This window comes from Streptomyces sp. NPDC040718 (genome assembly GCF_055593565.1).
Genome location: NZ_JBVIXO010000008.1, coordinates 197739 through 221004, shown reverse-complemented (window position 1 = coordinate 221004; position 23266 = coordinate 197739). Strand labels below are relative to the sequence as shown.

The following is a 23266-nucleotide window of genomic DNA, read 5'->3' as shown; positions in this document are numbered from 1 at the left end:
CCAGCGCGGTCAGGAGACGGCCTTGTCGAGGATGTCGGCGAGTTCGGCGGGCGCGGAAAGCATCGGCCAGTGCCCGGTGGGCAGGTCGAAGCGCCGCCACGGCGGCTGGTTCAGGTAGGCCAGCATCGGAACCCCGGCATCCAGCAGCCCCGTGAAGTCATGGCACGCCACCAGGACACGGTCCACACCGGGACCGGGCTCGGCCGGGCCGGCGAGACGCTGGGTGAAGGTACCGAACGGCTGAGGGGTGGCACCCGTGCGCAGAGCGTCGAGCTGGCCCTCATCGAGCCCGTCGAGGCTGCTGGACAAGCCCAGGACCTCAAACGGCGGCATCGGTAGCCGCCACCCGTGGCCAGAAGCGTCGACCTGCTGGCGCAGCTGGTCCGCTGCTTGCGGTGGCATGAGGTCGAGCATGCACATGCCTGCGGCGAACGGGGCGCTGTCCACGTAGATCACGCGTTCCAGCCGGTCGCCGAGACGTCCAGCTGCCCCGGTGACCGGGGCAGCCGCGTAGCTGTGGGCGACCAGCGTGACGTCGCCCAGATCGTGCTCTTCGACGAATCCCGTGATGTCCGCGATGTGCGTGTCCAGGTCTGTCTGAGGGCCGCCCTGGTCGGCGTGTTCGGCCAGGCCGGTCAGTGTCAGCGGCAGCGCCGTGTGGCCGCGCTCCCGCAGAGCTCGGGCGGTGTCTTCCCAGGCCCATGCCCCGAGCCAGGCGCCGGGAACGAGTACGAAGGTGGCCATGTGATCTCCCTGAAGTGAGGTGCTGCGGGGAGCGTAAAGTCGATACAGGACAGAATCCGCCCTGAAATGCCGAGTGATCCATGTCGCATCCCCTGACCCGTGTGCTGACCCTGCTGGAACTCCTCCAGTCCAACGCCCGGCTCACCGGGGTGGAGCTGGCCGACCGGCTGGACACCGACGTGCGCACGGTGCGCCGGTACACCGCGCACCTGCGGGAACTGGGCATCCCCGTGGAGGCCGAACGTGGCCGCTACGGCGGCTACCGACTGGCCCGCGGCTACCGCATGCCCCCTCTGGTCCTCACCAATGACGAGGCCCTCGCCGTCGTTCTTGGCCTGCTCGCGGCAGAACGTCTGGGCATGGGCACTGCCGCGCCGGCCAGTGCCGGTGCCTTGGCCAAGATCGAGCGGGTGCTTCCGCATGCCCTGCGCGAGCCGCTCGCCGCCATGCGGGAGACCCTGTCGTTCACCGCCAACGCCGTGATCGGTCAGGCACCCGGAACCGGCGTCCTGCTGGCACTGGCCCAGGCCTCCCGCGCCCGCGCGACCGTCGGTATCAGCCACCAGTCCTGGCGCCAGGAACACACCGAACGCGACATCGACCCCTACGGCGTGGTCTTCCACACCGGCCGCTGGTACGTCGTCGGCCACGACCACCTCCGCGACAGCCTGCGGACCTTCCGCATCGACCGCATCGCCTCCGTCACCCCCCGAGCCGACAGCTTCACCGCACCCGACGGCTTCGACCCCGTCGCCCATCTGACCTCGACCCTCGCCCAGGGGCCATACCGCTGGCAGGTCGAGGTGACGATCCATGGCCCCCTCGATGAGATCGCCCGCCGGCTGCCGCGCCCAGCGGTGACCCTCACCGCCCAGCCCACCGGCGTTCTCATGCACGCACGGGCAGAACGGCTGGACGGCATGGCCCACATGCTCGCCTCCCTGGAGTGGCCCTTCACCATCCACCATCCCGACGAACTACGGCAGGCGCTCAAGAATCTGGCCGCCCAGCTCACCGCAGCCGCCCAGCGGAGACCGGAAGAACTACCGCAGTAAATGCCGGATTTACTGCGGCGGATCCCCTACCGTGATCATCGCGACCTGTGGCGGGCCTACCCGGCCACCGGGGCGACGTGTACGCATTGACTGCGGCAGTACCGGAAGGGTGGGACGGCGTGACGATCGAACCGGTGACCGAGCTCGGGAGCGGGGGGCGCGCTTCGGTTGCCGAGCGCTCGGGTCGTACCTCTGTCCGCCCCGCCCGCGTCGTACACCGCGGCGGTCGAGCGCTACCTCACCGGCGCGGGCATCGCGAAGTCCTCCGCACGGATCTACCGGATCTCGCTGACGACGTGGGGATGGATGCTCGCCGGCGAACCGGCGCCGACCGGACCCGCCCGCCGAGGCGCGAAGCCGCCCGTCTTCCCCGTCACCGCGATCGACGACCCGGCACTGCCGGAAGTCCTGTCCGAGCTGGCCGCCGCGCGGGCAGACGAGATGGACGCCGACACCGTCAACCGTGAACTGTCCATCGCCCGCAAAGCGATCGGCTGGTGGCAGCGCCAGGGCTGGATCGAAGGCGATCCCACGATCGGCATCGAGCGGCGGCCGGCACCGCCGGACCGCACGAAGGCTCTCGCGGAGAACCAGATCGCTGCCCTATGGCGGCTGGACGTGGCCCTGCGGGAGAAGACGCAGTGGAAGATGCTCTACGAGTCCGCCGCACGGGCCGACGAGGTGCTGTGTCTCAACGTGGAAGACTGTACCCGCAGGACAAGCGCGGCAGGATCACCGCTAAGGGCGGGGCGACGGAGTGGATTCACTGGCAGTCCGGCACTGCCCAGCTCCTGCCCCGCCTCATCGCCCGCCGTACCCGCGGCCCGCTGTTCCTCACCGACCGCAAGGCCCCGGCCGGAACACCGACGCTCGACGTGTGCCCGGAGACCGGCAGGGCCCGGCTCTCCTACCGCCGCGCTGAGGAGATCTTCGAGGAGAACACCCGGCTACTGGCCAACCCCCTCGCCTCACCCGAGGACATCGAGGACCTGGACGGCTGGACCCTGCACCGGCTCCGGCACAGTGCTCTGACGCACGAGGCCGAAGACGGTACCTCGACCCCGATGCTGCTGGCCCGCTCCCGCCACGCCTCCGGCCGATCCCTGGAGCGATACGCCCGCCCCGGCGTCGACTCGGTCGCCCGGCACGTCGCCGAACGCGACCCCGCTGCACGTCGCCGCACGTAAATCCGAGCGGATCAGGGCTTCAAGATCATCTCGTTGCCCCTTTGGCACGTATCTCGGTCAGACCCCGTTCTGATGCGCGGAATCCGTGTGCGTCGAGTCGTCAGTGTCCGGTCGTGCCCGGCCGGCGGAGTGAACCCGAGGGCCTCGATGTCCTGCCCGAGCAACTCGGTCAGTGCCTGTTGCGCGGCGACGTAGGGCCACGGCGGGGTGTCGGATTCCCACCGTCTGACCTGACGGACGTCGATTGAGACGCCACGTTCGGCGAGGGCCTCTACAAGGGCTTGCTGCGAGAGGTAACCGACCACTGTCCCAGGAAGTCCTCCACAAAGCCACCTCCCGCTGCAACGGATCAAAGGAGGTCCTCAAATAGGCGTCAGAGGACCTTGAGAAGTCCTTGGGCTAGGTCTTCTCCGGGGCGATCCTTCACTTCCCGGCATGAATGCAGCCCGGGAAACCCCGCTCGCCAAGGGAGGCAGGAACCGCCCCATGACCATCCACACCGATCCACCTTCGTCGGACTGGCCCTGGCCCCGCCCGGAACCCGTGCTCATACCCAGCCAGGACCTTCTGGATCGCGCACGTCGCGGCTGGGCGCGCTTCCTCGACTCCATGGAGGAGCCACCCCATGAGTGAGCAGTACGAGTACGTCCCCCACCGCCTCCTCCGTCGCCCCGTGCGTGACATCGCCTCCGGTGCCGAAGGGGAGCTGATGGCGGTGATCAACGAGAACGTCTCGGACTCCGTCGTCCACGAGCGCTGGATGGAGCTGGCGTACATCCGTGGCGCGTCCGGCCGGGAGTTCACGACCGCCGTCGGCAAGGTCCAACCCGCCGACGACCAGCCCAGGACGGCAGTCAGACGCCGAGAACCGGGGAGCGCGTAGCGATCCGACGCGCCTGTCGTGCCGGGGAGCCTCTCCGGCCGTCTTTTGGTGCGGGTATCAGCCCCGGACGGCCGTCGGACGCCAGATATGAGGAGCGCGTGGCGATCCGGTGCGCCTGGGGGCTCCGTGGGGCGGTCTGGTCGTCCTTGGGTGCGGGTAGTCGCGCCCCGGACCGGGGCCTGGGCGTCAGAGGGGCCGGATGCCCGGGCGGGCCCCTGGCCCCTCGCGCATCTCTGACAGGCCCGTCCCTTGCCCTTGGACCGAGCCGTTTCTTCGGGGGTTTCCCGGCAGTCTTTCGGGGTTCCGGGGCGGGCCGGTCGGTCAAGGGTCGCCGAAGGCGATCGCGTAGCGACGCGACCGGAGGGAGCGCCCTTGAGGGACCGGCCCGCCCCGGAAGGACGATGGGGCTGACGGGAAAGCCCCCGCCCGCTCCGATTCGGGCCGTGGGAATCCCGCCACCCCCACCCCGACCAGCCGAAACCCCCTCCCCGAACTTCGCCCCCGCAGGTACCACCAGCGCCGATGGGTCGTATCGTGGTCCCGGACGGGCGCCCCGCACCGCGTGCCCGACCAGCCGCTCCAGCGCAGCAGCGGCAGCCGCTGTCCACACCCCGCCGCATCAGGAGCCGCAACCGCCATGGCAAACCCGGCACACCCCGCCTACCCCGTAGGACTCCGTCTGGCAGGGCGCCGCGTCGTCGTCATCGGCGGCGGGCAGGTCGCCCAGCGCCGGCTGCCCGCGCTCGTCGCGGCCGGTGCCGACGTGCTGCTGATCTCCCCCTCCGCGACCCCCTCCGTGGACGTGATGGCGGAGACCGGCGAGATCCGCTGGGAGCGCCGCCGCTACCAGGACGGCGACCTCGACGGTGCCTGGTACGCGCTGATCGCGACCCGGGACCGGGCCGCGAACGACGCCGCCTCCGCCGAGGCCGAGAGCCGCCGCGTCTGGTGCGTGCGCGCCGACGACGCCGACGCCGCCACCGCCTGGACCCCGGCCACCGGCCGGGTGGAGGGCGTCACCGTCGCCGTGCTCAGCGGCAACGACCCCCGCCGCTCCGCCGCCGTGCGCGACGCCGTCGTCGAGGGGCTGCGCGACGGCTCCCTGACCGCCGCCCGTCCCCGCGTCCCCGGTGTGGCCCTCGTCGGCGGCGGGCCCGGCGACCCGGACCTGATCACCGTGCGCGGCCGCCGCCTGCTCGCCGAGGCCGACGTGGTCATCGCCGACCGGCTCGGCCCCCGCGACCTGCTCGACGAGCTCCCGCCCCACGTCGAGGTCATCGACGCCGCGAAGATCCCGTACGGCCGCTTCATGGCCCAGGAGGCCATCAACAACGCCCTCATCGAGCACGCCAAGGCCGGCAAGGCCGTGGTCCGGCTCAAGGGCGGGGACCCGTACGTCTTCGGCCGCGGCATGGAGGAGCTCCAGGCCCTCGCCGCCGAGGGGATCGCCTGCACCGTCGTGCCGGGCATCTCCAGCTCCATCTCGGTGCCGAGCGCCGCCGGCATCCCCGTCACCCACCGCGGGGTGGCGCACGAGTTCACCGTGGTCAGCGGCCACGTCGGACCGGACGACCCGCGCTCCCTCGTCGACTGGGCGGCCCTGGCCAAGCTCACCGGGACGATCGTCATCCTCATGGGCGTCGACAAGATCGGCCTGATCGCCGAGGCCCTGGTCCGCCACGGCCGCTCCGCCGACACGCCCGTCGCGGTCGTCCAGGAGGGCACCACCGCCACCCAGCGCCGGGTGGACGCCACCCTCGCCACCGTCGGCGAGACGGTCAAGGCGCAGGAGGTCCGCCCGCCCGCCGTCATCGTGATCGGTGACGTCGTACGCGTCAACGCACCCCTCGCCGACGCCTGACAGGCCGTTGGCACCGCACCCAGGACAAGGCAGTATCACCCTGTGGCTGATCTCATCACCATCGAAGACCCCGACGACCCGCGCCTGCGCGACTACACGGGCCTGACCGACGTCGAGCTCCGGCGCCGCCGCGAGCCTGCCGAGGGCCTGTTCATCGCCGAGGGCGAGAAGGTCATCCGGCGGGCCAAGGACGCCGGGTACGAGATGCGCTCGATGCTGCTCTCGGCCAAGTGGGTCGACGTCATGCGCGACGTCATCGACGAGCTCCCCGCCCCGGTGTACGCCGTCAGCCCGGACCTCGCGGAGCGGGTCACCGGCTACCACGTGCACCGCGGCGCCCTCGCCTCGATGCAGCGCAAGCCGCTGCCCACGGCGCAGGAGCTGCTGGCCTCGGCCCGCCGGGTCGCCGTCATGGAGGCGGTCAACGACCACACCAACATCGGGGCCATCTTCCGCAGCGCCGCCGCCCTCGGCATGGACGCGGTGCTGCTGTCGCCGGACTGCGCGGACCCGCTGTACCGCCGCTCGGTGAAGGTGTCGATGGGCGCGGTGTTCTCGGTCCCCTACGCCCGCCTGGAGGCCTGGCCCAAGAGCCTCGACACGGTACGGGAGGCGGGCTTCAAGCTCCTCGCCCTCACCCCGCACGAGAAGGCCTCGCCGATCGACGTGGCCGCGCCGCAGACCCTGGACCGGGTCGCGCTGATGCTGGGCGCGGAGGGCGACGGCCTGTCCACGCAGGCGCTGGTCGCCGCCGACGAGTGGGTACGCATCCCGATGGCGCACGGCGTGGACTCGCTGAACGTGGGCGCGGCCGCGGCCGTCGCCTTCTACGCGGTGGCCGGCAGCGGCCGCGCGTAGCCGCAGTCCCGCACGAAGGGGTGCCCCGCCGGCCGGCGGGGCACCCCTTCAGAGCTTCTGCGCGAGGGCGATGCCCAGGGCCACGATCAGGGTCACCACGACGAACACGATCAGCCGCTGCCGCAGCAGCCTCGGGTCCGGCCGCGACGGGCGGCGCCCGGTGCCGGTCGTACGCGGGCCGGGGCGGCCCCCCGTACGCCCGGCGGTGGATCCGGGGTTCCGGGACGACGAGGGCCGCGGCTGGGGCCCGCTGTGGGGCCCCTGCGCCCTGGCGACGGGGGTCGTGCCCCCGGTACGCCGCTCCGTGCTGCGGTCCGCCTGGCCCGGGCCCCGCCCGTCCGGCCGCGCGACGGGCCGCTCGACCCGGGCCCGCTGGACCGGCGGGCGCCCGTCGCCCAGCCCCTGCGCCTCGCGGGCGGCGATCTCCTTGAGCCGCATCGACAGCTGGAGCGTGGTCGGCCGCTCCTCGGGGTCCTTGGCCAGGCAGGCCCGCACCAGCGGGGCGAGCGCGTCCGGGACCCCGACCAGGTGCGGTTCCTCGTGCACCACGCGGTACAGCATCACCTCGGAACTGCCGTGCCCGAAGGGCGAGTCGGCGGTGGCCGCGTAGGCGAGGGTGGCACCGAGGGCGAACACGTCGGTGGCCGGGGTGACGGCGGCGCCGCGCACCTGCTCGGGCGCGAGGAAGCCGGGGGAGCCGACGGCGGTGCCCACGTGGGTGAGGGTGCTCGCCCCGGTGGCCCAGGCGATGCCGAAGTCGATGATCCGGGGGCCCTTGGGGGAGAGCAGGATGTTCGAGGGCTTCAGGTCCCGGTGGACCACCCCCGCTTCGTGCACGGCGACCAGGCCCTCGGAGAGCGCGGCGCCGATCGCGGCGATCTGCGCGGCCGTCAGGGGCCCTTCCTCGGCGACCTTGTCGTGCAGCGAGGGGCCGGGCACGTACTGGGTGGCGAACCACGGGCGTTCCGCGTCCAGGTCGGCGGCCACCAGCCGCGCCGTGCAGCCGCCGCGGATCCGCCGGGCGGCGGACACCTCGCGCGCGAACCGGGAGCGGAACTCCTGGTCCTCGGCCAGGTCGGGCCGGATCACCTTGAGGGCCACGCGCTGGCCGCGCCGGTCCGACCCCAGGTAGACCACGCCCATGCCGCCGGCGCCGAGCCGCCGGTGCAGCCTGAACGAGCCGACGACACGCGGGTCCTCGCGCCGGAGCCGCATCATCGCCATGTCCACCCCGCTGACGGTCGTCCTGCTGACCTGGCACAGCTTACGGACCATCCGGCACGAGCGCTCAGAGGCCGCGCCCTCACCGGGGGGTTCGATTGTCAGTGCGGGGCAGGCCACTTGAGGGTGTGACAGGTCTTGACCCAGCCCGACGCCCGACCCGGGCGCCCCGGCCCAAACACCCCTCGGGCCAAGGGGTTTGGCGGCCGAGCCGGTCCCGCGCCGGGTCCGCTCCGAGGGGGAACGGCCCGATCCGGCGGGCGGGGCCGTCAACACCCCGTACGAAGACACGCGTGTGCGGGGAGTGACGGAAGTGAGCGAAGTCACTACCCTCCGATGACCCCCTCCGGGAACACCCCCACTACGGGGGAGGGATCTCCACCCAGGGGAGTACGCGAGGGCCGGCCTCGTCATCCTCCTGGAGGCCCGGCAATGGGTACGAGGGCATGAGGCCAGGCGCCTTTCGGCCGCCTAGTGTTGAAGACAAGCGGCGGGTGGCGCACTCGTCCCCCGAGGTCACAAGCCCGCCGCTGCCAGACGACAGGGAGAGGACCATGGCGGACATCGCACGGCAGGGACGCAAGGCATTCGCGTTCAACGGCCATGAGTCCGGTACGCGCCACCCGCTGGTGGCCGCGGCCATGGTCCTCCCCCTGGCCGCCCTCCTGCTCTTCCTCTTCGGAGGCTTCGAGCAGGTGGCGGCGCAGGCGTCGTCCGTGGGCGTGATGCTGGGGCGCTGAGCGGCGCCCCGGGTCCGGAAGAGCGGTCCGGGCCGGGTCATCGGCCTGTCGCACCCCGTGGGGACGGGGGCGCGACGGACGGCAGGTGAAGGGTGCTGCCCGTACGACTGGGGAGTCGGACGGGCAGCACCCTTTTTCGCGTCCCCGTGCCGGAGGCGGACAACGCGGAAGCCCCGGCCGTCGTGACGGCCGGGGCTTCCGGGCGGTGCGCGATACTGGGATTGAACCAGTGACCTCTTCCGTGTCAGGGAAGCGCTCTCCCGCTGAGCTAATCGCGCGGGCTGCGGCAAGTAACCGCAGGTCGAACAAGGTGTTGCAGGTGTTGCGTGCGCGATACTGGGATTGAACCAGTGACCTCTTCCGTGTCAGGGAAGCGCTCTCCCGCTGAGCTAATCGCGCGGGGATCCTTACGGACCAGGTCCTTGCGGACCAGTGGACGATACTGGGATTGAACCAGTGACCTCTTCCGTGTCAGGGAAGCGCTCTCCCGCTGAGCTAATCGTCCTTGGAGGTGGAGACGGGATTTGAACCCGTGTAGACGGCTTTGCAGGCCGTTGCCTCGCCTCTCGGCCACTCCACCTCGGAGTGCGCAGGGGTTCTCGGGAAGATCCCCCACTCAGAGCGGACGACGAGACTCGAACTCGCGACATCCACCTTGGCAAGGTGGTGCTCTACCAACTGAGCTACGTCCGCAGTGTCACCGTGTTCGCTCCGGGGTTTTCCCCGGCGCTCCCTGGCGACGTGTTGAACTCTAGCGGATTCCCGGGCCAGCTCAAAAACGCGTTTCCGCAGCGTGCTGCCACCCGATCACCGGAGGTCACCCGTCGGTCACCTCACCGGCGCCATCGCGCCACCGGTCATAGACTCGCAGCCGTGCACGACCTGCCTCCCCTGGCCCGCTTCGGCGGCCTTCTCGCGACCGACCTCCGAGACGTCACCAGCGACCCCTCGGCCCTCGACTCCACCGGGTTCTGGGCGGTGACCGCAGACTTCGAAGGCCGGCTGGTCTGCGCGCGCTTCGGGGACATACGCCCCGACCCCGTACCCGCGCCCGCCCCCGGGGCCTGGCGGGGGCCGGCCGCCGACCGGTGGTCCTCCTCGCTCGACCGCTCCGCGTACGTCGCCGGTGTCCGGCGGATCCGCGAGTACATCGCGGCGGGCGAGGTCTACCAGGCCAATCTCTGCCGGGTGATGTCCGCGCCCCTGCCGGACCCGGCCGCCGCCGACGTGGACGCCCTGACCTCGCTCCTCGCGCGAGGCAACCCGGCCCCCTATGCAGGAACGATTCGGCTCAGGGCCCACGGCGTCGAGATCGCCACCGCCTCCCCCGAGCTCTACCTGAGCCGCGACGGCCGCCACATCGAGTCCGGCCCCATCAAGGGGACCGGCCGCACCGCCGCCGACCTGCTGCCCAAGGACCACGCCGAGAACGTGATGATCGTGGACCTCGTACGCAACGACCTCGGCCGCGTCTGCTCCACCGGCTCCGTCGCCGTCCCCGAGCTGTGCGCCCTGGAGGAACACCCCGGCCTCGTCCACCTCGTCTCCACCGTCAGCGGCGAACTCGCCGAGGACGCCGGCTGGCCCGAGCTGCTCACCGCCACCTTCCCGCCCGGCTCGGTGACCGGCGCCCCCAAGTCATCGGCCCTGCGGATCATCGAGGAGCTGGAGACCGCCCCCCGCGGCCCCTACTGTGGGGGCATCGGCTGGGTCGACGCCGACCGGGGCACCGCCGCGCTCGCCGTGGGTATCCGCACCTTCTGGATCGACCGCGAGGCACCCGGCGGGCCCCGCCTGAGCTTCGGCACCGGCGCCGGCATCACCTGGGGCTCCGACCCCGAACGGGAATGGGCCGAGACCGAGCTGAAGGCCTCCCGGCTGGTCGCACTGGCCTCCGGCGGGCCCCTGCCCGGCGTACACGAGACGACGCACGACCTGAGTGGAGGAACCGTACGGTGAGGATCTGGCTCGACGGCACGCTGCGCGACGCCGATGACGCGAAGGTGTCCGTACTGGACCACGGGCTGACCGTGGGCGACGGGGTCTTCGAGACGCTCAAGGCCCAGGACGGCACCCCCTTCGCCCTCACCCGCCACCTGGAGCGGCTGACCCGCTCCGCGCGCGGCCTGGGCCTGCCGGACCCCGACCTCGACGAGGTCCGCCGCGCCTGCGCCGCCGTGCTGGAGGCGAACCCGGTGCCGCTCGGCCGGCTCCGGATCACCTACACGGGCGGACTCTCCCCGCTCGGCTCCGACCGCGGCGAGACCGGACCCACCCTCGTCGTCGCCGTCGGCGAGACCGCCCGCCGTCCCGACACCACCGCCGTGATCACCGTTCCGTGGGTCCGCAACGAGCGCTCTCCGCTGACCGGCCTCAAGACCACCTCCTACGCCGAGAACGTGGTCGCCCTCGCCCGGGCCAACCGGGCGGGAGCCTCCGAGGCGCTCTTCGCCAACACCGTCGGACAGCTCTGCGAGGGCACCGGCTCCAACGTCTTCGTCGTCCTCGACGGCGAGCTCCACACCCCGCCCGTCGCCTCGGGCTGCCTCGCCGGCATCACCCGCGCCCTGGCCGTCGAATGGACCGGGGCGAAGGAGACCGACCTGCCCTTCGACGCCCTGGAGCGCGCCGAGGAGGTCTTCCTGACCTCCACCCTGCGCGACGTACAGGCCGTGCACCGCGTCGACGGACGCCTCCTGACCGGCGCTCCCGGCCCCGTCACGGCCAAGGCCATGCGCGTCTTCGACGAGCGCGCCGCGTCCGACATCGACCCCTGAGCGTCCCCCCGAGCGCCCCACGCCCCGTGGTCACGGCGGCGCGGGGCGGGTAGAACTCGACGATGACCACCACCCTGCGGCCGAGCGGGCCGCTTCAGCAGAGCGACTCCGGCGCGCGCTCGCGCCCGTACGAGGTCCGCGTCAACAGCAGGCGCGTCGGGGCGCTGCTGGTCGCCGCCGACACGCCCTTCGGGGCGACGGTGGGGGAGATCCGGGACCTGGCCATCGACGAGCCGGACCGCCGCCGCGGCCGCGCCACCGTCGCGGCGCTCGCCGCCGAGGAGGTGCTGCGCGGCTGGGGCTGCCGGCGCGTGAGGATCTCGGTCCCGGCCGGCTCCGCGGGCGGGCTGCGGCTCGCCGCGGCCCTCGGGTACGCCGAGTACAGCCGGAACATGGCCAAGGACCTCCCCGGCGCCCCGCCCGACCTCTCCGCCAGGGTCCTGGGCCGGCCCATGACGCAGCCCGAGTACGAGGCCTGGAACGTACGGGCCCGCGCCGACTACGCGGCGAGCTGGGTCGCCCGGGGGATGCCGGAGGAGGCCGCCCGGGCCACATCGCGGGCCGACCACGACGCGCAGCTCCCGCGGGGGCTCGCCACCCCCGGGGTCTCCTTCGCCGTCCTGGAGGCGGCCGGCACCCCCGTCGGCCACGTGTGGGTGGCGGCGCGGGGGGAGGGCTCGTACGTCTACGACGTCGCCGTCGCCGAGGAGCACCGGGGCCGCGGACACGGCCGCGACCTGATGCTGCTCGCGGAGCGCACCGCCATCGCCGCCGGCCACCGGGTGCTGGCGCTGCACGTGTTCACCGCGAACACCCCGGCCCTGCGCCTGTACGAGTCCCTCGGCTACCGGCCGACCGACCTGAACTACGCGAAGGAGCTGCTCTAGGCCGGTTCTTCCGCGAGCAGCCGGTCCGCGATCTCCTCGATGCGGGCGCGCAGGCCCTCCTGGCTCTTGCCGCCGTCCAGGCGCTCGCCGCCGATCACGTAGGTCGGGGTGCCGGTCACGCCGATGGCCTTGCCCTCGGCCTGGTCGGCGTCGACGATCAGGATGTGCCGGCCGTCGACCAGGGCGGTGTCGAACTCCTCGACGTCCAGGCCGAGTCCACGCGCCACGTCGAGCAGTACGGCCTCGCCGCGCTCGCCCAGTTCGGCGGTGCGGGCGAGCACGGCCTCCGCGTACGGCCAGCCCTGGCCCTGTTCCGCGGCCTCCTCGGCGGCCTGCGCGGCGGCGAAGGCGTGCTTGTGCTTCTCCAGCGGGAAGTGCCGCAGCCGGATGTCCAGCCGGTCGCCGTAGCGGGCCCGCAGGGCGCGCACGTCGTCCAGGGCGCTGTGGCAGTCCGGGCACTGGAGTTCGCACCAGACTTCGAGGATCACGGAATCGGTCATGCGGACAGTCTCCCAGACCCCCTGAGGAGGAGATCCGACCCCGAGATGTCCCGGAGATCCGCGCGGACGGGCCCGTGGGCATGGTCGCCGCGGCGGGGGCCGGTGCAGGATGGAAGGGACAGATCACCCGCCGCCGACCGCCGGAGGACCGCATGCTCGCCGAGACCATTTGTTCCGCGGTGTCCGCGGCGGGCCTGGGCATCGCCGCGCTGACCGCGTACCGCAAGCGCTTCCTCGCCGCCACGCGGATCGCGGCGTACTCGCTGGTGCCGGTGGGCCTGGTGCTGACCGGCGTGGTGGAGTGGGTGTCCGGGATGGTCTTCAGACCGACCGTCTGGATCGGATTCGGCCTGCTGGGCCTGGCCTGGGTGCTGTTCATGACCACCCGGGCCGTGGAGCGCCGGGGCCTGGGCCGGGCCCCCAAGGCCCCGAAGGCGGCCACGGGCGCCCCGGGCCGGGAAGCCGTCGCCCCGGGCGCCTCGGTGCCCTCCCTGGGCGAGGGAGGCCGTCGGGGCGCCGGACCGGCCCCCGCCGCGGCGCCGGCGGACGACTTCTCCGACATCGAGGCGATCCTGAAGAAGCACGGGATCTGACGCCCCGGGCGACACCCGGGCGAGACCTACGCCAGGCCCACGGTGAACGCCGCGCGGTAGCCGGTGCCGTCCGGGGCCGGGGCCAGGGTCATCTTCCCGTCGGCGGCCCGGTAGCGGTCGTCGTGGGCGTTGGGGTCGCGGGGGGCCTTGCGGCGCGTGTACGGCTGCCGCCCGTAGACCTCCTTCAGGAAGGCGTCGGGCAGGAAGAACTGCGAGGTCGTCTCGGAGCGCTCGTCGGGGCGGACCTTGAAGTGGATGTGCGGCGCCAGCCCCGCGTACCAGCCCGGCACGATCGTCTCGAAGGTGCAGCGGCCGGAGGCGTCGGTGACCTGGACGCCGCGCAGCCAGGTCTGCCCGCCCTCCGAGTACACGCCCGCCGCGTCGGCCTGCCAGATGTCGACGGCGGCGCCCGCGAGCGGCCGGCAGCCGTCCTTCACGCGCACCACCGTCAGCTCCAGCCGCAGCGGTACGCCCTCGCGGCCCTCGGTGACGTCCGAGCGGGTCCGGCCCCGGCCGACGTAGTTCGGGCCCGCGCCCGACGTCACGGCCAGCACGCACCCCGGCGTGGCGCCGCCCGACGGCGCCGGAGCCGCCCTGCCGGGTGTGGCCGGGCGTGCGCAGGCCGCCGTCAACGCGGCGATCCCGGCGGATCCGGCGGTCAGCAGGAGGGCCCGACGGCTGGTCGGGGAAGTGCCCTGGTCGGTCATGCGAACCTCTCGCGCGTGCGCCCGGGGCCGTCGCGTGCGGACGGCCGCCCACCGCGCCCACCGTCCCGCACACCGGCGTCCGGGCCCGCGACCGACACACGGCCGACCGGGTCCCAGGGAGTGTCCGGCGGATCACGGCCGGCGGCCCGGTCCGCCGGGCATTCCTTAGCGGATGGGGACGCCGGCGCGGGGGAGAAGCCGGGGGGAACCACCTGATCTGACGAGAGACGGGGAACTGCCCCGCCGATCATGGCGTGTTGAAGGCGGGACCGGGGCGCGCTGCGCGATCATCGCCCCGACATGCTCGACACATCGCAGGGTGAGCCGTCGGCACCCGCCTCCGAGGCCCCCATCGCCCGGGCCGCCGCCGCTCTGGCTCCCGAGCCCTCCCCGGCCGCCTCGGCCCCCGCCGCGGCCGAAGGGCGGGGGTGCCTCTTCGCGCTCTCCCAGCCGCCGCTGATGATCTTCCTAGCGGTGGTCGGGACCCTGCTGCTGCTCGCCGCCCTGCACGACCTGTATCTGCTCTGAGCCCTCGGGCCGGCCGTCCGCCTCCTTGCGGCGGGCCCGGTACGCGGCCACGTGCAGCCGGTTCCCGCAGGTCCGGCTGTCGCAGTAGCGGCGCGAGCGGTTCCGGGACAGGTCCACGAAGGCCCGCCGGCAGTCCGGGGCCTCGCAGCGGCGCAGCCGCTCCTGCTCGCCGGAGACCACGATGAAGGCCAGCGCCATGCCGCCGTCAGCCGCGAGGTGGTCGCCCACCGAGGCGCCCGGCGCGAAGTAGTGCACGTGCCAGTCGTAGCCGTCGTGGTCGGTCAGCCGGGGGGTGGTGCCGGCCGTGGCCACCAGCTCGTTGATCAGTGCGGCGGCCGCACGGGAGTTCGGTGCCGCGAAGACCTGGGCGAACTTGCCCCGCACCGTCCGCACCCCGGCGAGGTCGCGGGAGCCCAGCTCGCCGACGTCGCTGATCGAGTGCTTCTCGACGAAGCCGCGCAGCGCCCCGATGTCGGACAGCCCGTCGGGCTGCTCCGGCTCGGCCGCGGTGTTCACCAGCGCGACGACGACGTCGAGCGCGCGACGGGTGTCGTGGGGGATCTGCACGGGGTCGCTCCCTGGGTGCCGGGCCTTGCGGCGGCGGGCCGCTGCCGCCCACTGGGGGCCGACAATAGCGCTTACCGCGGGAAAGGTACCCGAGCACACCGGCGCCGCCCCCGCGGGTGGCTTCCGCGGAGACAGCGCCGGCACTGCCGTATGTGGTTGTCCGTCCCGCACCGTCGCCCCGAGTCGGACGGTGGCGGGCTGGGGGCCTGGCTCAGCTTTCGGCCAGGATGTGGGACAGCTCCTTGTCGAGGTCGAAGTGCCGGTGCTCGGTCCCGGGTGGGACCGCGGCGTCCGTCCGCTTGAGGAACGACTCGAGGGCTCGGGCGGGCGCTTCGAGCAGCGCTTCTCCCTCCGGTGAGCTCAGGGCGATGCAGACGACGCCCTGACCGTGGCTGCGGGACGGCCAGACGCGGACGTCGCCGGTACCGGTGGGCCGGTGGAGGCCCTCGGCGAGGAGGTCGCGGGCGAACACCCATTCGACCGTCTCCTCGGCGCCGGTGTGGAAGGTGGCGTGCACGGCGTAGGGGTCGGCCGTGTCATACCGCAGGCCCGCGGGAACAGGCAGTGAGGACTCGCTCGACACAACGAGGCGCAGGTGCAGCTCGCAGCTGACCGTGGTGTTCATAAGCGCCAGGGCCTTTCGCTCAGTGTGCGCTCGGGGATTCGCACGTCGGCGAAATCGACATGCCACCTACGGTGCCGTTGTAAACCCCTCTGACCGTTTTGCGGACCTCTGGGTCCCTCGGACGGCGGATCCAAACCGGCATTCACGTGTGCTTCGGGCTCCGGTAGATTCGACGCCATGAATACGGGGAGTGACCGCGGAACCAACGAATCCGCCAACACCGAGCCGGCCGCCGACGAGGCGCCGCACGAGTCGAAGGCGCCCGCCTTCATCAAGGCCAACCGCAGCCTGCACCTGAGCTGGCAGGTCGGCGTCTTCGTCGTCGGCCTCGCCGTCATCGGCGCGGGCGTCGCGATGCTGGTCCTGCCCGGGCCCGGCTGGGTCGCGATCTTCGCGGGCCTCGCGATCTGGGCCACCGAGTTCGCCTGGGCCTCCCTCGTCCTGCGCTGGACCAAGCGCAAGGTCACCGAGGCCGCGCAGAAGGCGCTCGACCCGAAGGTCCGGCGCCGCAACATCATCCTCACCAGCGTCGGCCTCGCCATCGCGGCTGCGCTGATCGGGTTCTACCTGTGGAAGTACGGCCTCACCCTGCCGTGGGACATCAAGGACCAGTGACCGGCCGTTCCGGCGCCCGTCCGGTGCCGGTCCGAGGGTGGTCACGGAGCACCGCTGACATGCGGTAATGTTTGCGGTGCGTCCGGGCGATTAGCTCAGTGGGAGAGCACTTCGTTCACACCGAAGGGGTCACTGGTTCGAACCCAGTATCGCCCACCCGGAGCAGAGGCCCGGAGACTCGGAAGAGTCTCCGGGCCTCTGTCGTACCCGGCGCCGGGAACCGATCGCCGCGGCCGGCCCTCAGCGCAGCCGCGCGATCGCCTCCCGCAGCCGGCGCGCGTCACGCAGCCGCTTCTCGTACGTCGCGCCCACCACCAGCAGCAGCAGGCCCGCCAGCGCCGGCGGCAGCCAGCGCGGCAGCACGCCCACCACCTGGACCACGTACGGGGCCAGCTCGTGCAGGGCCACCGCCGCCAGCACCGCACCGCCCAGCAGCAGCGGCGCCCGGAGCCGGCGGTGCGCACCCGCCAGGGTGAGGGCCAGCGCCGCCGTCCCCAGCAGCAGCGGCCGCTGCCAGTGCGCGTCGCCCCAGGCGGCCACCAGGCTCGGCAGCAGCGTCGCCCCCAGCCCCGGCCCGTACGCCGGCCAGGACGAGGCCCCCGGATCCCGGCGGCGGCGCAGCAGCCCCACCGCGAGCGCCGGCACCGACACCGGCAGCGTGTACGCCTCGGGCACCGCCACCCCCGATGCCGCCAGCCGCACCCAGGCGGCCGCCACGAACAGCGCCCCCGCGGCCCAGCCCAGCGCACGCCGCTCCACCCGCAGCGCCGCCCCAGCGCACACCACCCCGGCCAGACCGAGGACCAGCGCCAGCACCGGCGCGTCCCCCACCGCGAGCGCCACCGCCACCGCGCCCGCCCCGGCGGACGCCACCTCCGCGGCGACCCGCACCCGGCCCAGCCGCGGCGCGAGCGCCACCACCAGCGCCGGGACGGCCAGTACCGCCACCGCCCGCCAGGACCAGGGCAGGCCCGCCACCGCGCCCAGTACCACCGTCAGGGCGGCCGCGTACCCGACGGCACCGACCGCGCACCCGGCCCGCACCGGCACCGCGGCGGCCCTGTGGGCGGCCCCCAGGGCGCAGCAGGCGCCCAGCAGCCCGAACACCGCGCAGGTGGCCGCCCGGCCGTCCAGCGCCCCCAGGGACACGCTGAGGGCCCCCACGGCCGCGCACCCCCCGGCTGCGAACGCCACCGCCCGCACCGGAGCCCGCAACGCCGCCACCCCGGCCGCGGCCACCACGCCGAGCTGCGCGGCGAACACCGCCCACGCCGGCAGGCCCGGCCGCACCGGCGCGGCGAACAGCGCCGCCCAGCCGCACACCACCGCCGCCGCCCCCGCCACCGGCCGCGGCAGCACCCCGCCCGGCAGCCACAGCGCGGCCGCCGCGAGCAGCAGCACGACCGCGAGCCCCGCACCCGGCCCGCCCTGCTGCGGGGCCGAAGCCGCCCACACCTCGCGCAGCACCACGGCCCGGGCCGCGAGCACCACCGCCACCGCCGACAGCCCCGCGAGCGCCCCCGCGGCGGCCACCCCCGCCCCGGCCCGCAGCAGCCCGCGCCGCACCGGCTCCGGGACCCCGCCCGCCCGCACCGCCGCCGCCGACAGCGCGAGCGCCGCCGCCACCCGCGCCGCGACCGCCCACCACACGGAGCCCGCCCCGGCCGGGACCAGCGCCCCGGCCGCCGACACCACCGCCAGGCCCCCCACGAGGGCGGCCGCCGAAGCCCGCGGCTCGCGCCAGGCCACCGCCACGCCCAGCAGGCCCCCCGCCGCCAGCAGCAGCGCCGGCCCGGCCGCACCCGGCTCCGCGAGGGACCGCGCCAGCCCCACCGTGAGCGCCGTCCCGCCCAGCAGCCCCGAGCACACCCACGCGGGCACCCGTACCGCCCGGCGCGCCACCGCCACCGCCAGGGCCGCGTCCAGCGCCGCCGTCGCCAGCAGCGCCGCGCCGGCCCCCAGCGGGCCCGCCCCCGCCGCGGCCGCCGCCAGCGGCAACGGCAGCTGCGCGGCCCCCACCGCGGCGAGCAGCGGCAGGCGCAGCCGGCCCAGGGCCGCCCCGTACCCGGCCCAGACCCCCGCCAGTACCGCCGACGCCCACGCCGCGTACGCGACCCCGTCGGCGCCGGACAGCCCGACCGCGTGCACCGCGTACGCGTCCAGCACCGTCAGCAGCAGCCCCACCCCCGCGACGGCCTCGGCCGTCGACCGCAGCCCGCGCCGCAACAGCGCGACGGGCGCCGCGAGCGCCGCCGCCGTCAGCAGCGCCAGCACCGCCGAGCGCCCGCCGATCCCCAGGGAACCCCAGCTGACCAGCGTGAACGCCAGCGCGGCCACCGCCAGCAGCACCGCGCCCAGCGTCAGCAGCACGTTCTGGGCGCTCGGCTTCGACGCCCCGGCCGGAGCCGGCTGCGGCGGGAACGGCGCGTACGTCCCGGCCGGAGCCGGCTGCGGCGGGAACGGCGCGTACGGCCCGTACGGCACCGGCTGCGCCGGGAGGCGCAGCAGCCAGTCCCGGCGGGCCAGCAAGTACCCGCGCCGGGCCTCCAGTTGGGTGAGCTCGGCGTCGATGAGCGCCAGCTCGTGGGCCGGCGGCAGGGGGGAGTCCATAGCCGGAGTGTGGCGCCCGTCACGCCATCAGGACATGGGCGTGCGTACTCAGATGCGCCCTGAGTACGTGCCCGGGGAGCCTCCCGCGGCGGCGCCCGGCGGGCCAGACTGGACCCATGCCGCGCTGGACGCACTACCGCTTCCGCAGCGTGTGGGACCTCGACGCCCCGCCCGCGCTCGTCTACTCCCTGCTCGCCGACGCCGCCCGCTACCCGGACTGGTGGCCCCAGGTCCGCAAGGCCGAGCGGATCGACGAGCGGACCGGGACCGCGCTGATCCGCTCGGCCCTCCCGTACGGGATCCGCGTCACCCTCACCGACCTGCTCCGCGACCCCGCGCGCGGCGTTCTCGAAGCCGCCCTGAGCGGGGACATCGAGGGCTGGGCGCGCTGGACCGTACGCCCCCGGGGAGCGGCCGGAGCCGGCGGCACGCGGGCCGTCTACGAGCAGGAGGTAGAGGTACGGGCCGCCCTGCTGCGGAGGTTCGCGCTCGCCGGGCGGCCGCTGTTCCGGCTCAACCACGCCCTGATGATGCGGGCCGGGCGACGCGGACTGCGGGCCCTGCTGGCAGCTCCGCCCGAAGCGGTTTGATCCGGCCCCGAGGCTCTTGTATTGTTCAGTGCGTTCCCGGGCGATTAGCTCAGCGGGAGAGCACTTCGTTCACACCGAAGGGGTCACTGGTTCGATCCCAGTATCGCCCACCGGGACAGGCCGGTCCGTCTGATGACGGACCGGCCTTCCGCATTTCCCGGGACCTTCCGGGACTTCCCGGACCCGCCCCGAGCCGGCCGGTCAGTCGGTCAGTCGGTCAGTCGGTCAGTCGGTCGGCCGCTCACGCGGCCTGCGGCAGCTCCGGGCGCAGCGGCCAGTGCGGATCCACCGCCTCCGGAGTGCCCTGCCGTGCGAACCACGCCTGCAGCCCCCGCGCCTGTGCCGCGTGCCACACCGCCTGGAGCGTGTGCAGCTCCGCCGGGGTCAGCCGCTCCAGCCGCGCCGCGAACCTGCGCCCCACCGCCCGTACGACCTCCAGCGCGGCCTGCGCGTCCACCGAGGCGTCGTGCGCCCCCTCCAGCTCTATCCCGTAGTGCGCGCACAGGTCCGTCAGCGTGCGGCGGCCCTTGCGGTAGCGGTCCAGGTGCTTGTCCAGGACCCGCGGATCCAGCACCGTCAGCGGCCGGTTGTCCAGGTACCGCGCCAGCGTCGACGCCCGGTGCCGGCGCAACTCCCGGTCCAGCAGCGTCAGATCGAACGGCGCGTTCATCACCACCACCGGCCGCCCCGCCATCTGCTGCTCGCCCAGCGCACGGGCTATCTCCTCCACCACCGGCGCCGGCCAGCGGCCGTTGCGCTGGAGGTGATCGTCGGTCAGGCCGTGCACTTCCGTGGCGCCCGGCGGCACCGGGACGCCGGGATTGACCAGCCACCGCGTGGAGCGGACCCGGCCGCCCGCACACTCCTGCACGACGAGCGCGGCGGACACGATCCGGTCCTGCTCGACGTCCACCCCGGTGGTCTCCGTGTCGAATGCGGCCAGCGGCCCCTCGTACCAGCGTGTCATGGTGAACTCCTCGTCCCCGGTCGGCGGATGGCCGCACCGGGCACCTCCGCCCCATGACGCGCCGACCCCCGCCGAATCCGTGATACCCGTGCTGTTTGCCCCGTACGCCGTTTGCGGGCAGCCGGGTGCGGAGACAACTCCCTCAGGGGGTCGCACGCATGACCGGTCGTCACCCCTCCACTCCCGTTCACCGTTCACGGCAGGGCCCGGAAGGCATGGGGAGCCGGCCATGGCGCTCACACAGCCCGAACCGGGCGGGGTGCTGCACGGACAGGGCGATCCGCCGACCGGACCGCTGCGCGGCACACTCGCCACCACCGCCTGCATGGAGACCCTCCAGGTGGGCTACCTGCACGCCGTAGCGGCCGCGGCCGGCTGCTCGCTCTCCCAGCCCTTCCCCGACAACGGCGTGGACTGGCACGTCAGCCACGGCGCGCCCGAGCACGTCGTCGACGACGAGGTGACCATCAAGGTGCAGCTCAAGGCGACCTACCAGATACCGCCCCGCCCCGCCGGGGCCAGCTTCGGCTTCACCCTGGACAACGAGCACCTGGTGAAGCTGGCGCGGACACCGGTCGCCGTCCACAAGATCCTCGTGGTGATGCTCGTACCGCGGCAGCGGGAACAGTGGCTGAGCGCCGGGCACGACCGGCTCGACCTGCGGCACTGCTGCTACTGGACCAACCTCGCCGGTCACCCCGTGACCGGCCGGCGCCGCACCACCGTACGGATCCCGACCGAGCGGATCTTCGACGACCGGGCGCTGTGCGAGATCATGACCCGGGTCGGGTCGGGAGGGACACCCTGATGGACCGGTACCCCGCGCACCTCGAACCGCTGCCCCGCCCGGGCCTCGACCCGGGCGCCCCCGATCCCGGGCAGGTCGACCCGCAGGTCCTCGGGGCGCTGCTGCACCGGCACGGCTGGCTGCGGCGCGGCGGAGCGGCCGGCCGCTACGGGCGCTGGACCCCGCCGGACCGGGCCGGGACCAGCCTGCTCGTCCCCGAGAACCGGGGCTTCCCCGACTGCGCCGACCTGCTGGAGGAGGCGCTGGGCGCGCTCTCCCGCAGCGGGGTGCCCTCCGCGCGGGAGGTGCTCCTCGGGCTGAGCGTGCCCAGCGACGAGGTCCGCTGGGAGCGGGAGGTCCCGCAGGGGCCGTACGGGTACCAGGGCGAGGCCGCCTGGCCCGCGCAGGAGCGGCTGCGCTCGGCCGCCCGCCGGCTGCTGCTGGCCGGGGCCCTCGCAGACCGCGCCCGCGCCGGATACTACGGCGCCCGCCACCGCGCCCAGGCCGAGCGCTTCCTGGAGGGGGTGCTGGTGGGGCCCGCCCCGGGCGGGCGCCGGCTCGCCGCGTACGTGCCCGTGGCAGGGGGGCGCGGGGCGGTGACGCGGCTGCACCACGCGCTGCACGCGGCGCGGGAGGCAGTGGACTACCGGAGGGCGACCGGCGGCATGGAGGCCTTCGACGCGGCGGTGGCGGCGGGGGTCAGCCGGGAACTCGCCGAGGCGCTGATCTCCCTGGTCCGGGGCTCGGAAGGGGCCCGGATCGGACTGGCCTGGGCACCGGCGGCCGGGGTCCCGGCGGGGTGCGCGGCACGGCCCGAGCCGGTGGAGTTCTCGCCGGGCGACCTGCCGGTGCTGCGCGAGGCCGCCGCCCGCTACACCCGGGCCGAGCCGGCCGTCGCCGTCCGGCTCGCGGGGGCCGTGGTCCGGATGCGGCGCTCGGCGTCCGGGGGCGGGGGGACCGTCCGGCTGCGGGTGCTGTCGGGTGCGGAGGTCCCGTACGTACGGGCCGCCCTCGACGAGGAGGGCTACCGGATCGCCGTCCACGCCCACCTCGCCGGACTGCCGGTCCGGATCAGCGGCCGGCTCTCCCGCCGGGGCGGCTTCCGCAGGCTGGCGCGGGCCTCGGGCGTGACACCCGTCCCGCTCGACGAGATGGAGCGGGACCGGCTGATGAAGTCCCTGGACGAGGCCTTCGACCCGGAGGACGTGCTCCCCTCGGACGACTAGCGACTAGGGGGCGACCGGTGAGGCGGCGTCCGGGCTCTTGGGGTAGAGCATCGCCGGGTCGCCCCGCTCGACCGTGACCGGGACGCCGCCGGTGATCTCCTCCAGCCGGGCCTTCAGGTCCTTGGACGCGGCCCCCGCCTCGGTGCTCGTCACCACGACCCCGGACGCGTCCCGGGCCGCCGAGAAGCTGTACAGGGGGAAGGCCGGCCGGCCCTGGTCGGCGGTGAGCCGGTCGACGGCGGCCCTGAGCGCGCGGTGCGTGTAGCGGCTCAGGTAGAGGTCGGCGCGGCCCGGGTCGACGGAGGGGTCGGCCTTCCGGGCGGCTTCCAGCAGCAGGCGGCCCCGGGCGAGGTCGGTCACGCACACCGCGACCCTGCCCGCGGGCCGGTCGGTGGTGTGGGTGCCGTAGACGTCCGCGAAGGCCCCGTACCCCTGGGCGCCGACGGCCTGCGACAGGCGCACGGCCTCGGGGGTGTTCGCGGGAGTCCCGTCGATGGTGGTGGGCGCGGCGCCGGGCTCGGAGCGGTCGGCGCCGGGGCAGGCCGGAGCCCCGCCCGCGGACGGCGACGCGGACGGCGGTGCGGACACCGGAGCGGGCGGTGCGGGCGGCTCGGCCACCGGGCCGGAACCGGCGGCGCCCCCGCAGCCGGTGAGCAGCGCGGCGGCGGCGATGCAGGTGAGCGTTACTGCGGTACGGCGCATGATTCCTCGTTCCCCCGGGTCCCCTGTGCATTCGGG

24 protein-coding genes and 7 tRNA genes are annotated in these 23266 nt (G+C 74.0%); 17 read left to right on the top strand and 14 right to left on the bottom strand.

The annotated features are described in order from the left end of the window. Positions 1-9 precede the first annotated feature (9 nt). Positions 10-744 (bottom strand): alpha/beta fold hydrolase, encoded by a 735-nt coding sequence (locus tag ACZ597_RS21735; RefSeq protein WP_471332511.1) that lies wholly within the window; start codon positions 742-744, stop codon positions 10-12. Between the two features lie 80 nt (positions 745-824). Here ACZ597_RS21735 and ACZ597_RS21730 point away from each other — a divergent pair, with 80 nt between their 5' ends. From ACZ597_RS21730 to ACZ597_RS21710, 5 genes are all read left to right on the top strand, one after another. Continuing rightward, positions 825-1799, top strand: a complete 975-nt coding sequence (locus ACZ597_RS21730; RefSeq protein ID WP_361981581.1) for a helix-turn-helix transcriptional regulator — start codon at positions 825-827, stop codon at positions 1797-1799. 686 nt (positions 1800-2485) lie between these two features. Beyond that, positions 2486-2986, top strand: coding sequence for a site-specific integrase (locus ACZ597_RS21725; protein ID WP_471332507.1), 501 nt, complete (start codon positions 2486-2488; stop codon positions 2984-2986). 625 nt (positions 2987-3611) lie between these two features. Continuing rightward, positions 3612-3869, top strand: coding sequence for a hypothetical protein (locus ACZ597_RS21720; RefSeq protein ID WP_471332504.1), 258 nt, complete (start codon positions 3612-3614; stop codon positions 3867-3869). Positions 3870-4506: 637 nt separating this feature from the next. Next, a complete protein-coding gene (gene cobA, locus ACZ597_RS21715; RefSeq protein WP_471332501.1) occupies positions 4507-5730 on the top strand; it encodes a uroporphyrinogen-III C-methyltransferase in 1224 nt (407 codons plus the stop codon). Between the two features lie 42 nt (positions 5731-5772). After that, positions 5773-6588, top strand: coding sequence for a TrmH family RNA methyltransferase (locus tag ACZ597_RS21710; RefSeq protein ID WP_007263096.1), 816 nt, complete (start codon positions 5773-5775; stop codon positions 6586-6588). A gap of 48 nt (positions 6589-6636) precedes the next feature. On the opposite strand, the gene ACZ597_RS21705 is transcribed toward ACZ597_RS21710, so the two are convergent. Then, positions 6637-7812 (bottom strand): serine/threonine-protein kinase, encoded by a 1176-nt coding sequence (locus tag ACZ597_RS21705; protein WP_471332740.1) that lies wholly within the window; start codon positions 7810-7812, stop codon positions 6637-6639. A 527-nt stretch (positions 7813-8339) separates the two neighbouring features. On the opposite strand from ACZ597_RS21705, the gene ACZ597_RS21700 reads away from it, so the two are divergent. Then, positions 8340-8549 carry a hypothetical protein gene (locus ACZ597_RS21700; RefSeq protein WP_386382226.1) on the top strand — a complete coding sequence of 70 codons (210 nt, stop codon included), beginning with the start codon at positions 8340-8342 and terminating at the stop codon, positions 8547-8549. Between the two features lie 206 nt (positions 8550-8755). On the opposite strand, the gene ACZ597_RS21695 is transcribed toward ACZ597_RS21700, so the two are convergent. The 5 genes from ACZ597_RS21695 to ACZ597_RS21675 all read right to left on the bottom strand — a co-directional run bounded on the left by ACZ597_RS21695 (position 8756) and on the right by ACZ597_RS21675 (position 9242). Beyond that, positions 8756-8827: transfer RNA gene (locus ACZ597_RS21695), tRNA-Val, on the bottom strand. 49 nt (positions 8828-8876) lie between these two features. Then, a tRNA-Val gene (locus ACZ597_RS21690) sits at positions 8877-8948 on the bottom strand. 34 nt (positions 8949-8982) lie between these two features. Continuing rightward, positions 8983-9054, bottom strand: a tRNA-Val gene (locus tag ACZ597_RS21685). A gap of 1 nt (position 9055) precedes the next feature. Continuing rightward, a tRNA-Cys gene (locus ACZ597_RS21680) sits at positions 9056-9129 on the bottom strand. 40 nt (positions 9130-9169) lie between these two features. After that, positions 9170-9242, bottom strand: a tRNA-Gly gene (locus ACZ597_RS21675). Between the two features lie 180 nt (positions 9243-9422). Between ACZ597_RS21675 and ACZ597_RS21670 the strand changes: the two genes are divergently transcribed. From ACZ597_RS21670 to ACZ597_RS21660, 3 genes are all read left to right on the top strand, one after another. After that, the gene (locus ACZ597_RS21670; RefSeq protein ID WP_471332498.1) at positions 9423-10508 is read left to right on the top strand and encodes a chorismate-binding protein; all 1086 of its coding nucleotides are present in this window, start codon (positions 9423-9425) and stop codon (positions 10506-10508) included. Then, entirely contained in the window at positions 10505-11326 is an 822-nt protein-coding gene (locus ACZ597_RS21665; RefSeq protein WP_471332495.1) for an aminotransferase class IV, read from the top strand. Before ACZ597_RS21670 ends, ACZ597_RS21665 begins: the two co-directional genes overlap by 4 nt. 62 nt (positions 11327-11388) lie before the next feature. Continuing rightward, positions 11389-12213, top strand: coding sequence for a GNAT family N-acetyltransferase (locus ACZ597_RS21660; RefSeq protein ID WP_471332492.1), 825 nt, complete (start codon positions 11389-11391; stop codon positions 12211-12213). Here the strand turns inward: ACZ597_RS21660 and ACZ597_RS21655 are convergent. Continuing rightward, on the bottom strand, positions 12210-12713 hold the full coding sequence (locus ACZ597_RS21655) for a DsbA family protein (protein ID WP_471332489.1): 504 nt from the start codon (positions 12711-12713) through the stop codon (positions 12210-12212). The two genes, ACZ597_RS21660 and ACZ597_RS21655, sit on opposite strands and share 4 nt — an antisense overlap. Before the next feature lie 152 nt (positions 12714-12865). On the opposite strand from ACZ597_RS21655, the gene ACZ597_RS21650 reads away from it, so the two are divergent. Further along, positions 12866-13306, top strand: a complete 441-nt coding sequence (locus ACZ597_RS21650) for a hypothetical protein (RefSeq protein ID WP_471332486.1) — start codon at positions 12866-12868, stop codon at positions 13304-13306. Between the two features lie 26 nt (positions 13307-13332). On the opposite strand, the gene ACZ597_RS21645 is transcribed toward ACZ597_RS21650, so the two are convergent. Next, positions 13333-14013 carry a dioxygenase family protein gene (locus ACZ597_RS21645; RefSeq protein WP_471332483.1) on the bottom strand — a complete coding sequence of 227 codons (681 nt, stop codon included), beginning with the start codon at positions 14011-14013 and terminating at the stop codon, positions 13333-13335. A 300-nt stretch (positions 14014-14313) separates the two neighbouring features. Between ACZ597_RS21645 and ACZ597_RS21640 the strand changes: the two genes are divergently transcribed. After that, a complete protein-coding gene (locus ACZ597_RS21640) occupies positions 14314-14541 on the top strand; it encodes a hypothetical protein (protein WP_471332480.1) in 228 nt (75 codons plus the stop codon). Here the strand turns inward: ACZ597_RS21640 and ACZ597_RS21635 are convergent. Next, positions 14482-15108 carry a CGNR zinc finger domain-containing protein gene (locus tag ACZ597_RS21635; protein ID WP_471332477.1) on the bottom strand — a complete coding sequence of 209 codons (627 nt, stop codon included), beginning with the start codon at positions 15106-15108 and terminating at the stop codon, positions 14482-14484. The genes ACZ597_RS21640 and ACZ597_RS21635 overlap by 60 nt on opposite strands. Positions 15109-15319: 211 nt before the next feature. Continuing rightward, entirely contained in the window at positions 15320-15733 is a 414-nt protein-coding gene (locus tag ACZ597_RS21630; protein WP_030011909.1) for an SsgA family sporulation/cell division regulator, read from the bottom strand. Positions 15734-15910: 177 nt separating this feature from the next. Here ACZ597_RS21630 and ACZ597_RS21625 point away from each other — a divergent pair, with 177 nt between their 5' ends. Both ACZ597_RS21625 and ACZ597_RS21620 read left to right on the top strand, forming a co-directional pair. After that, the gene (locus tag ACZ597_RS21625) at positions 15911-16348 is read left to right on the top strand and encodes a TIGR02611 family protein (RefSeq protein WP_471332474.1); all 438 of its coding nucleotides are present in this window, start codon (positions 15911-15913) and stop codon (positions 16346-16348) included. 84 nt (positions 16349-16432) lie between these two features. After that, a tRNA-Val gene (locus ACZ597_RS21620) sits at positions 16433-16504 on the top strand. Positions 16505-16588: 84 nt separating this feature from the next. Here ACZ597_RS21620 and ACZ597_RS21615 read toward each other — a convergent pair. Then, complete coding sequence (locus tag ACZ597_RS21615) at positions 16589-18958, bottom strand: SCO7613 C-terminal domain-containing membrane protein (RefSeq protein ID WP_471332472.1); 2370 nt, start codon at positions 18956-18958, stop codon at positions 16589-16591. A 116-nt stretch (positions 18959-19074) separates the two neighbouring features. On the opposite strand from ACZ597_RS21615, the gene ACZ597_RS21610 reads away from it, so the two are divergent. Next, on the top strand, positions 19075-19548 hold the full coding sequence (locus ACZ597_RS21610) for an SRPBCC family protein (RefSeq protein ID WP_471332469.1): 474 nt from the start codon (positions 19075-19077) through the stop codon (positions 19546-19548). A gap of 38 nt (positions 19549-19586) precedes the next feature. Beyond that, a tRNA-Val gene (locus ACZ597_RS21605) sits at positions 19587-19658 on the top strand. A gap of 131 nt (positions 19659-19789) precedes the next feature. On the opposite strand, the gene ACZ597_RS21600 is transcribed toward ACZ597_RS21605, so the two are convergent. Continuing rightward, positions 19790-20515 carry an exonuclease domain-containing protein gene (locus tag ACZ597_RS21600; protein ID WP_471332467.1) on the bottom strand — a complete coding sequence of 242 codons (726 nt, stop codon included), beginning with the start codon at positions 20513-20515 and terminating at the stop codon, positions 19790-19792. Between the two features lie 229 nt (positions 20516-20744). Here ACZ597_RS21600 and ACZ597_RS21595 point away from each other — a divergent pair, with 229 nt between their 5' ends. Further along, positions 20745-21323 (top strand): DUF4365 domain-containing protein, encoded by a 579-nt coding sequence (locus tag ACZ597_RS21595; protein ID WP_362474168.1) that lies wholly within the window; start codon positions 20745-20747, stop codon positions 21321-21323. Beyond that, positions 21323-22528, top strand: coding sequence for a hypothetical protein (locus ACZ597_RS21590; RefSeq protein WP_471332463.1), 1206 nt, complete (start codon positions 21323-21325; stop codon positions 22526-22528). The genes ACZ597_RS21595 and ACZ597_RS21590 overlap by 1 nt, the downstream gene beginning before the upstream one ends. Before the next feature lie 3 nt (positions 22529-22531). Here the strand turns inward: ACZ597_RS21590 and ACZ597_RS21585 are convergent, their stop codons facing one another. Further along, a complete protein-coding gene (locus ACZ597_RS21585; RefSeq protein ID WP_471332461.1) occupies positions 22532-23230 on the bottom strand; it encodes a hypothetical protein in 699 nt (232 codons plus the stop codon). Positions 23231-23266 lie beyond the last annotated feature (36 nt).

Excerpts from the sequence above, each read along its gene's own strand:
- ACZ597_RS21735 (WP_471332511.1), bottom strand. The coding sequence starts at position 744 with ATGGCCACCTTCGTACTCGTTCCCGGCGCCTGGCTCGGGGCATGGGCC.
- ACZ597_RS21730 (WP_361981581.1), top strand. The coding sequence starts at position 825 with ATGTCGCATCCCCTGACCCGTGTGCTGACCCTGCTGGAACTCCTCCAG.
- ACZ597_RS21720 (WP_471332504.1), top strand. The coding sequence starts at position 3,612 with ATGAGTGAGCAGTACGAGTACGTCCCCCACCGCCTCCTCCGTCGCCCC.
- cobA (WP_471332501.1), top strand. The coding sequence starts at position 4,507 with ATGGCAAACCCGGCACACCCCGCCTACCCCGTAGGACTCCGTCTGGCA.
- ACZ597_RS21705 (WP_471332740.1), bottom strand. The coding sequence starts at position 7,812 with ATGGCGATGATGCGGCTCCGGCGCGAGGACCCGCGTGTCGTCGGCTCG.
- ACZ597_RS21660 (WP_471332492.1), top strand. The coding sequence starts at position 11,389 with ATGACCACCACCCTGCGGCCGAGCGGGCCGCTTCAGCAGAGCGACTCC.
- ACZ597_RS21655 (WP_471332489.1), bottom strand. The coding sequence starts at position 12,713 with ATGACCGATTCCGTGATCCTCGAAGTCTGGTGCGAACTCCAGTGCCCG.
- ACZ597_RS21650 (WP_471332486.1), top strand. The coding sequence starts at position 12,866 with ATGCTCGCCGAGACCATTTGTTCCGCGGTGTCCGCGGCGGGCCTGGGC.
- ACZ597_RS21645 (WP_471332483.1), bottom strand. The coding sequence starts at position 14,013 with ATGACCGACCAGGGCACTTCCCCGACCAGCCGTCGGGCCCTCCTGCTG.
- ACZ597_RS21640 (WP_471332480.1), top strand. The coding sequence starts at position 14,314 with ATGCTCGACACATCGCAGGGTGAGCCGTCGGCACCCGCCTCCGAGGCC.
- ACZ597_RS21630 (WP_030011909.1), bottom strand. The coding sequence starts at position 15,733 with ATGAACACCACGGTCAGCTGCGAGCTGCACCTGCGCCTCGTTGTGTCG.
- ACZ597_RS21625 (WP_471332474.1), top strand. The coding sequence starts at position 15,911 with ATGAATACGGGGAGTGACCGCGGAACCAACGAATCCGCCAACACCGAG.
- ACZ597_RS21615 (WP_471332472.1), bottom strand. The coding sequence starts at position 18,958 with ATGGACTCCCCCCTGCCGCCGGCCCACGAGCTGGCGCTCATCGACGCC.
- ACZ597_RS21610 (WP_471332469.1), top strand. The coding sequence starts at position 19,075 with ATGCCGCGCTGGACGCACTACCGCTTCCGCAGCGTGTGGGACCTCGAC.
- ACZ597_RS21600 (WP_471332467.1), bottom strand. The coding sequence starts at position 20,515 with ATGACACGCTGGTACGAGGGGCCGCTGGCCGCATTCGACACGGAGACC.
- ACZ597_RS21595 (WP_362474168.1), top strand. The coding sequence starts at position 20,745 with ATGGCGCTCACACAGCCCGAACCGGGCGGGGTGCTGCACGGACAGGGC.
- ACZ597_RS21590 (WP_471332463.1), top strand. The coding sequence starts at position 21,323 with ATGGACCGGTACCCCGCGCACCTCGAACCGCTGCCCCGCCCGGGCCTC.
- ACZ597_RS21585 (WP_471332461.1), bottom strand. The coding sequence starts at position 23,230 with ATGCGCCGTACCGCAGTAACGCTCACCTGCATCGCCGCCGCCGCGCTG.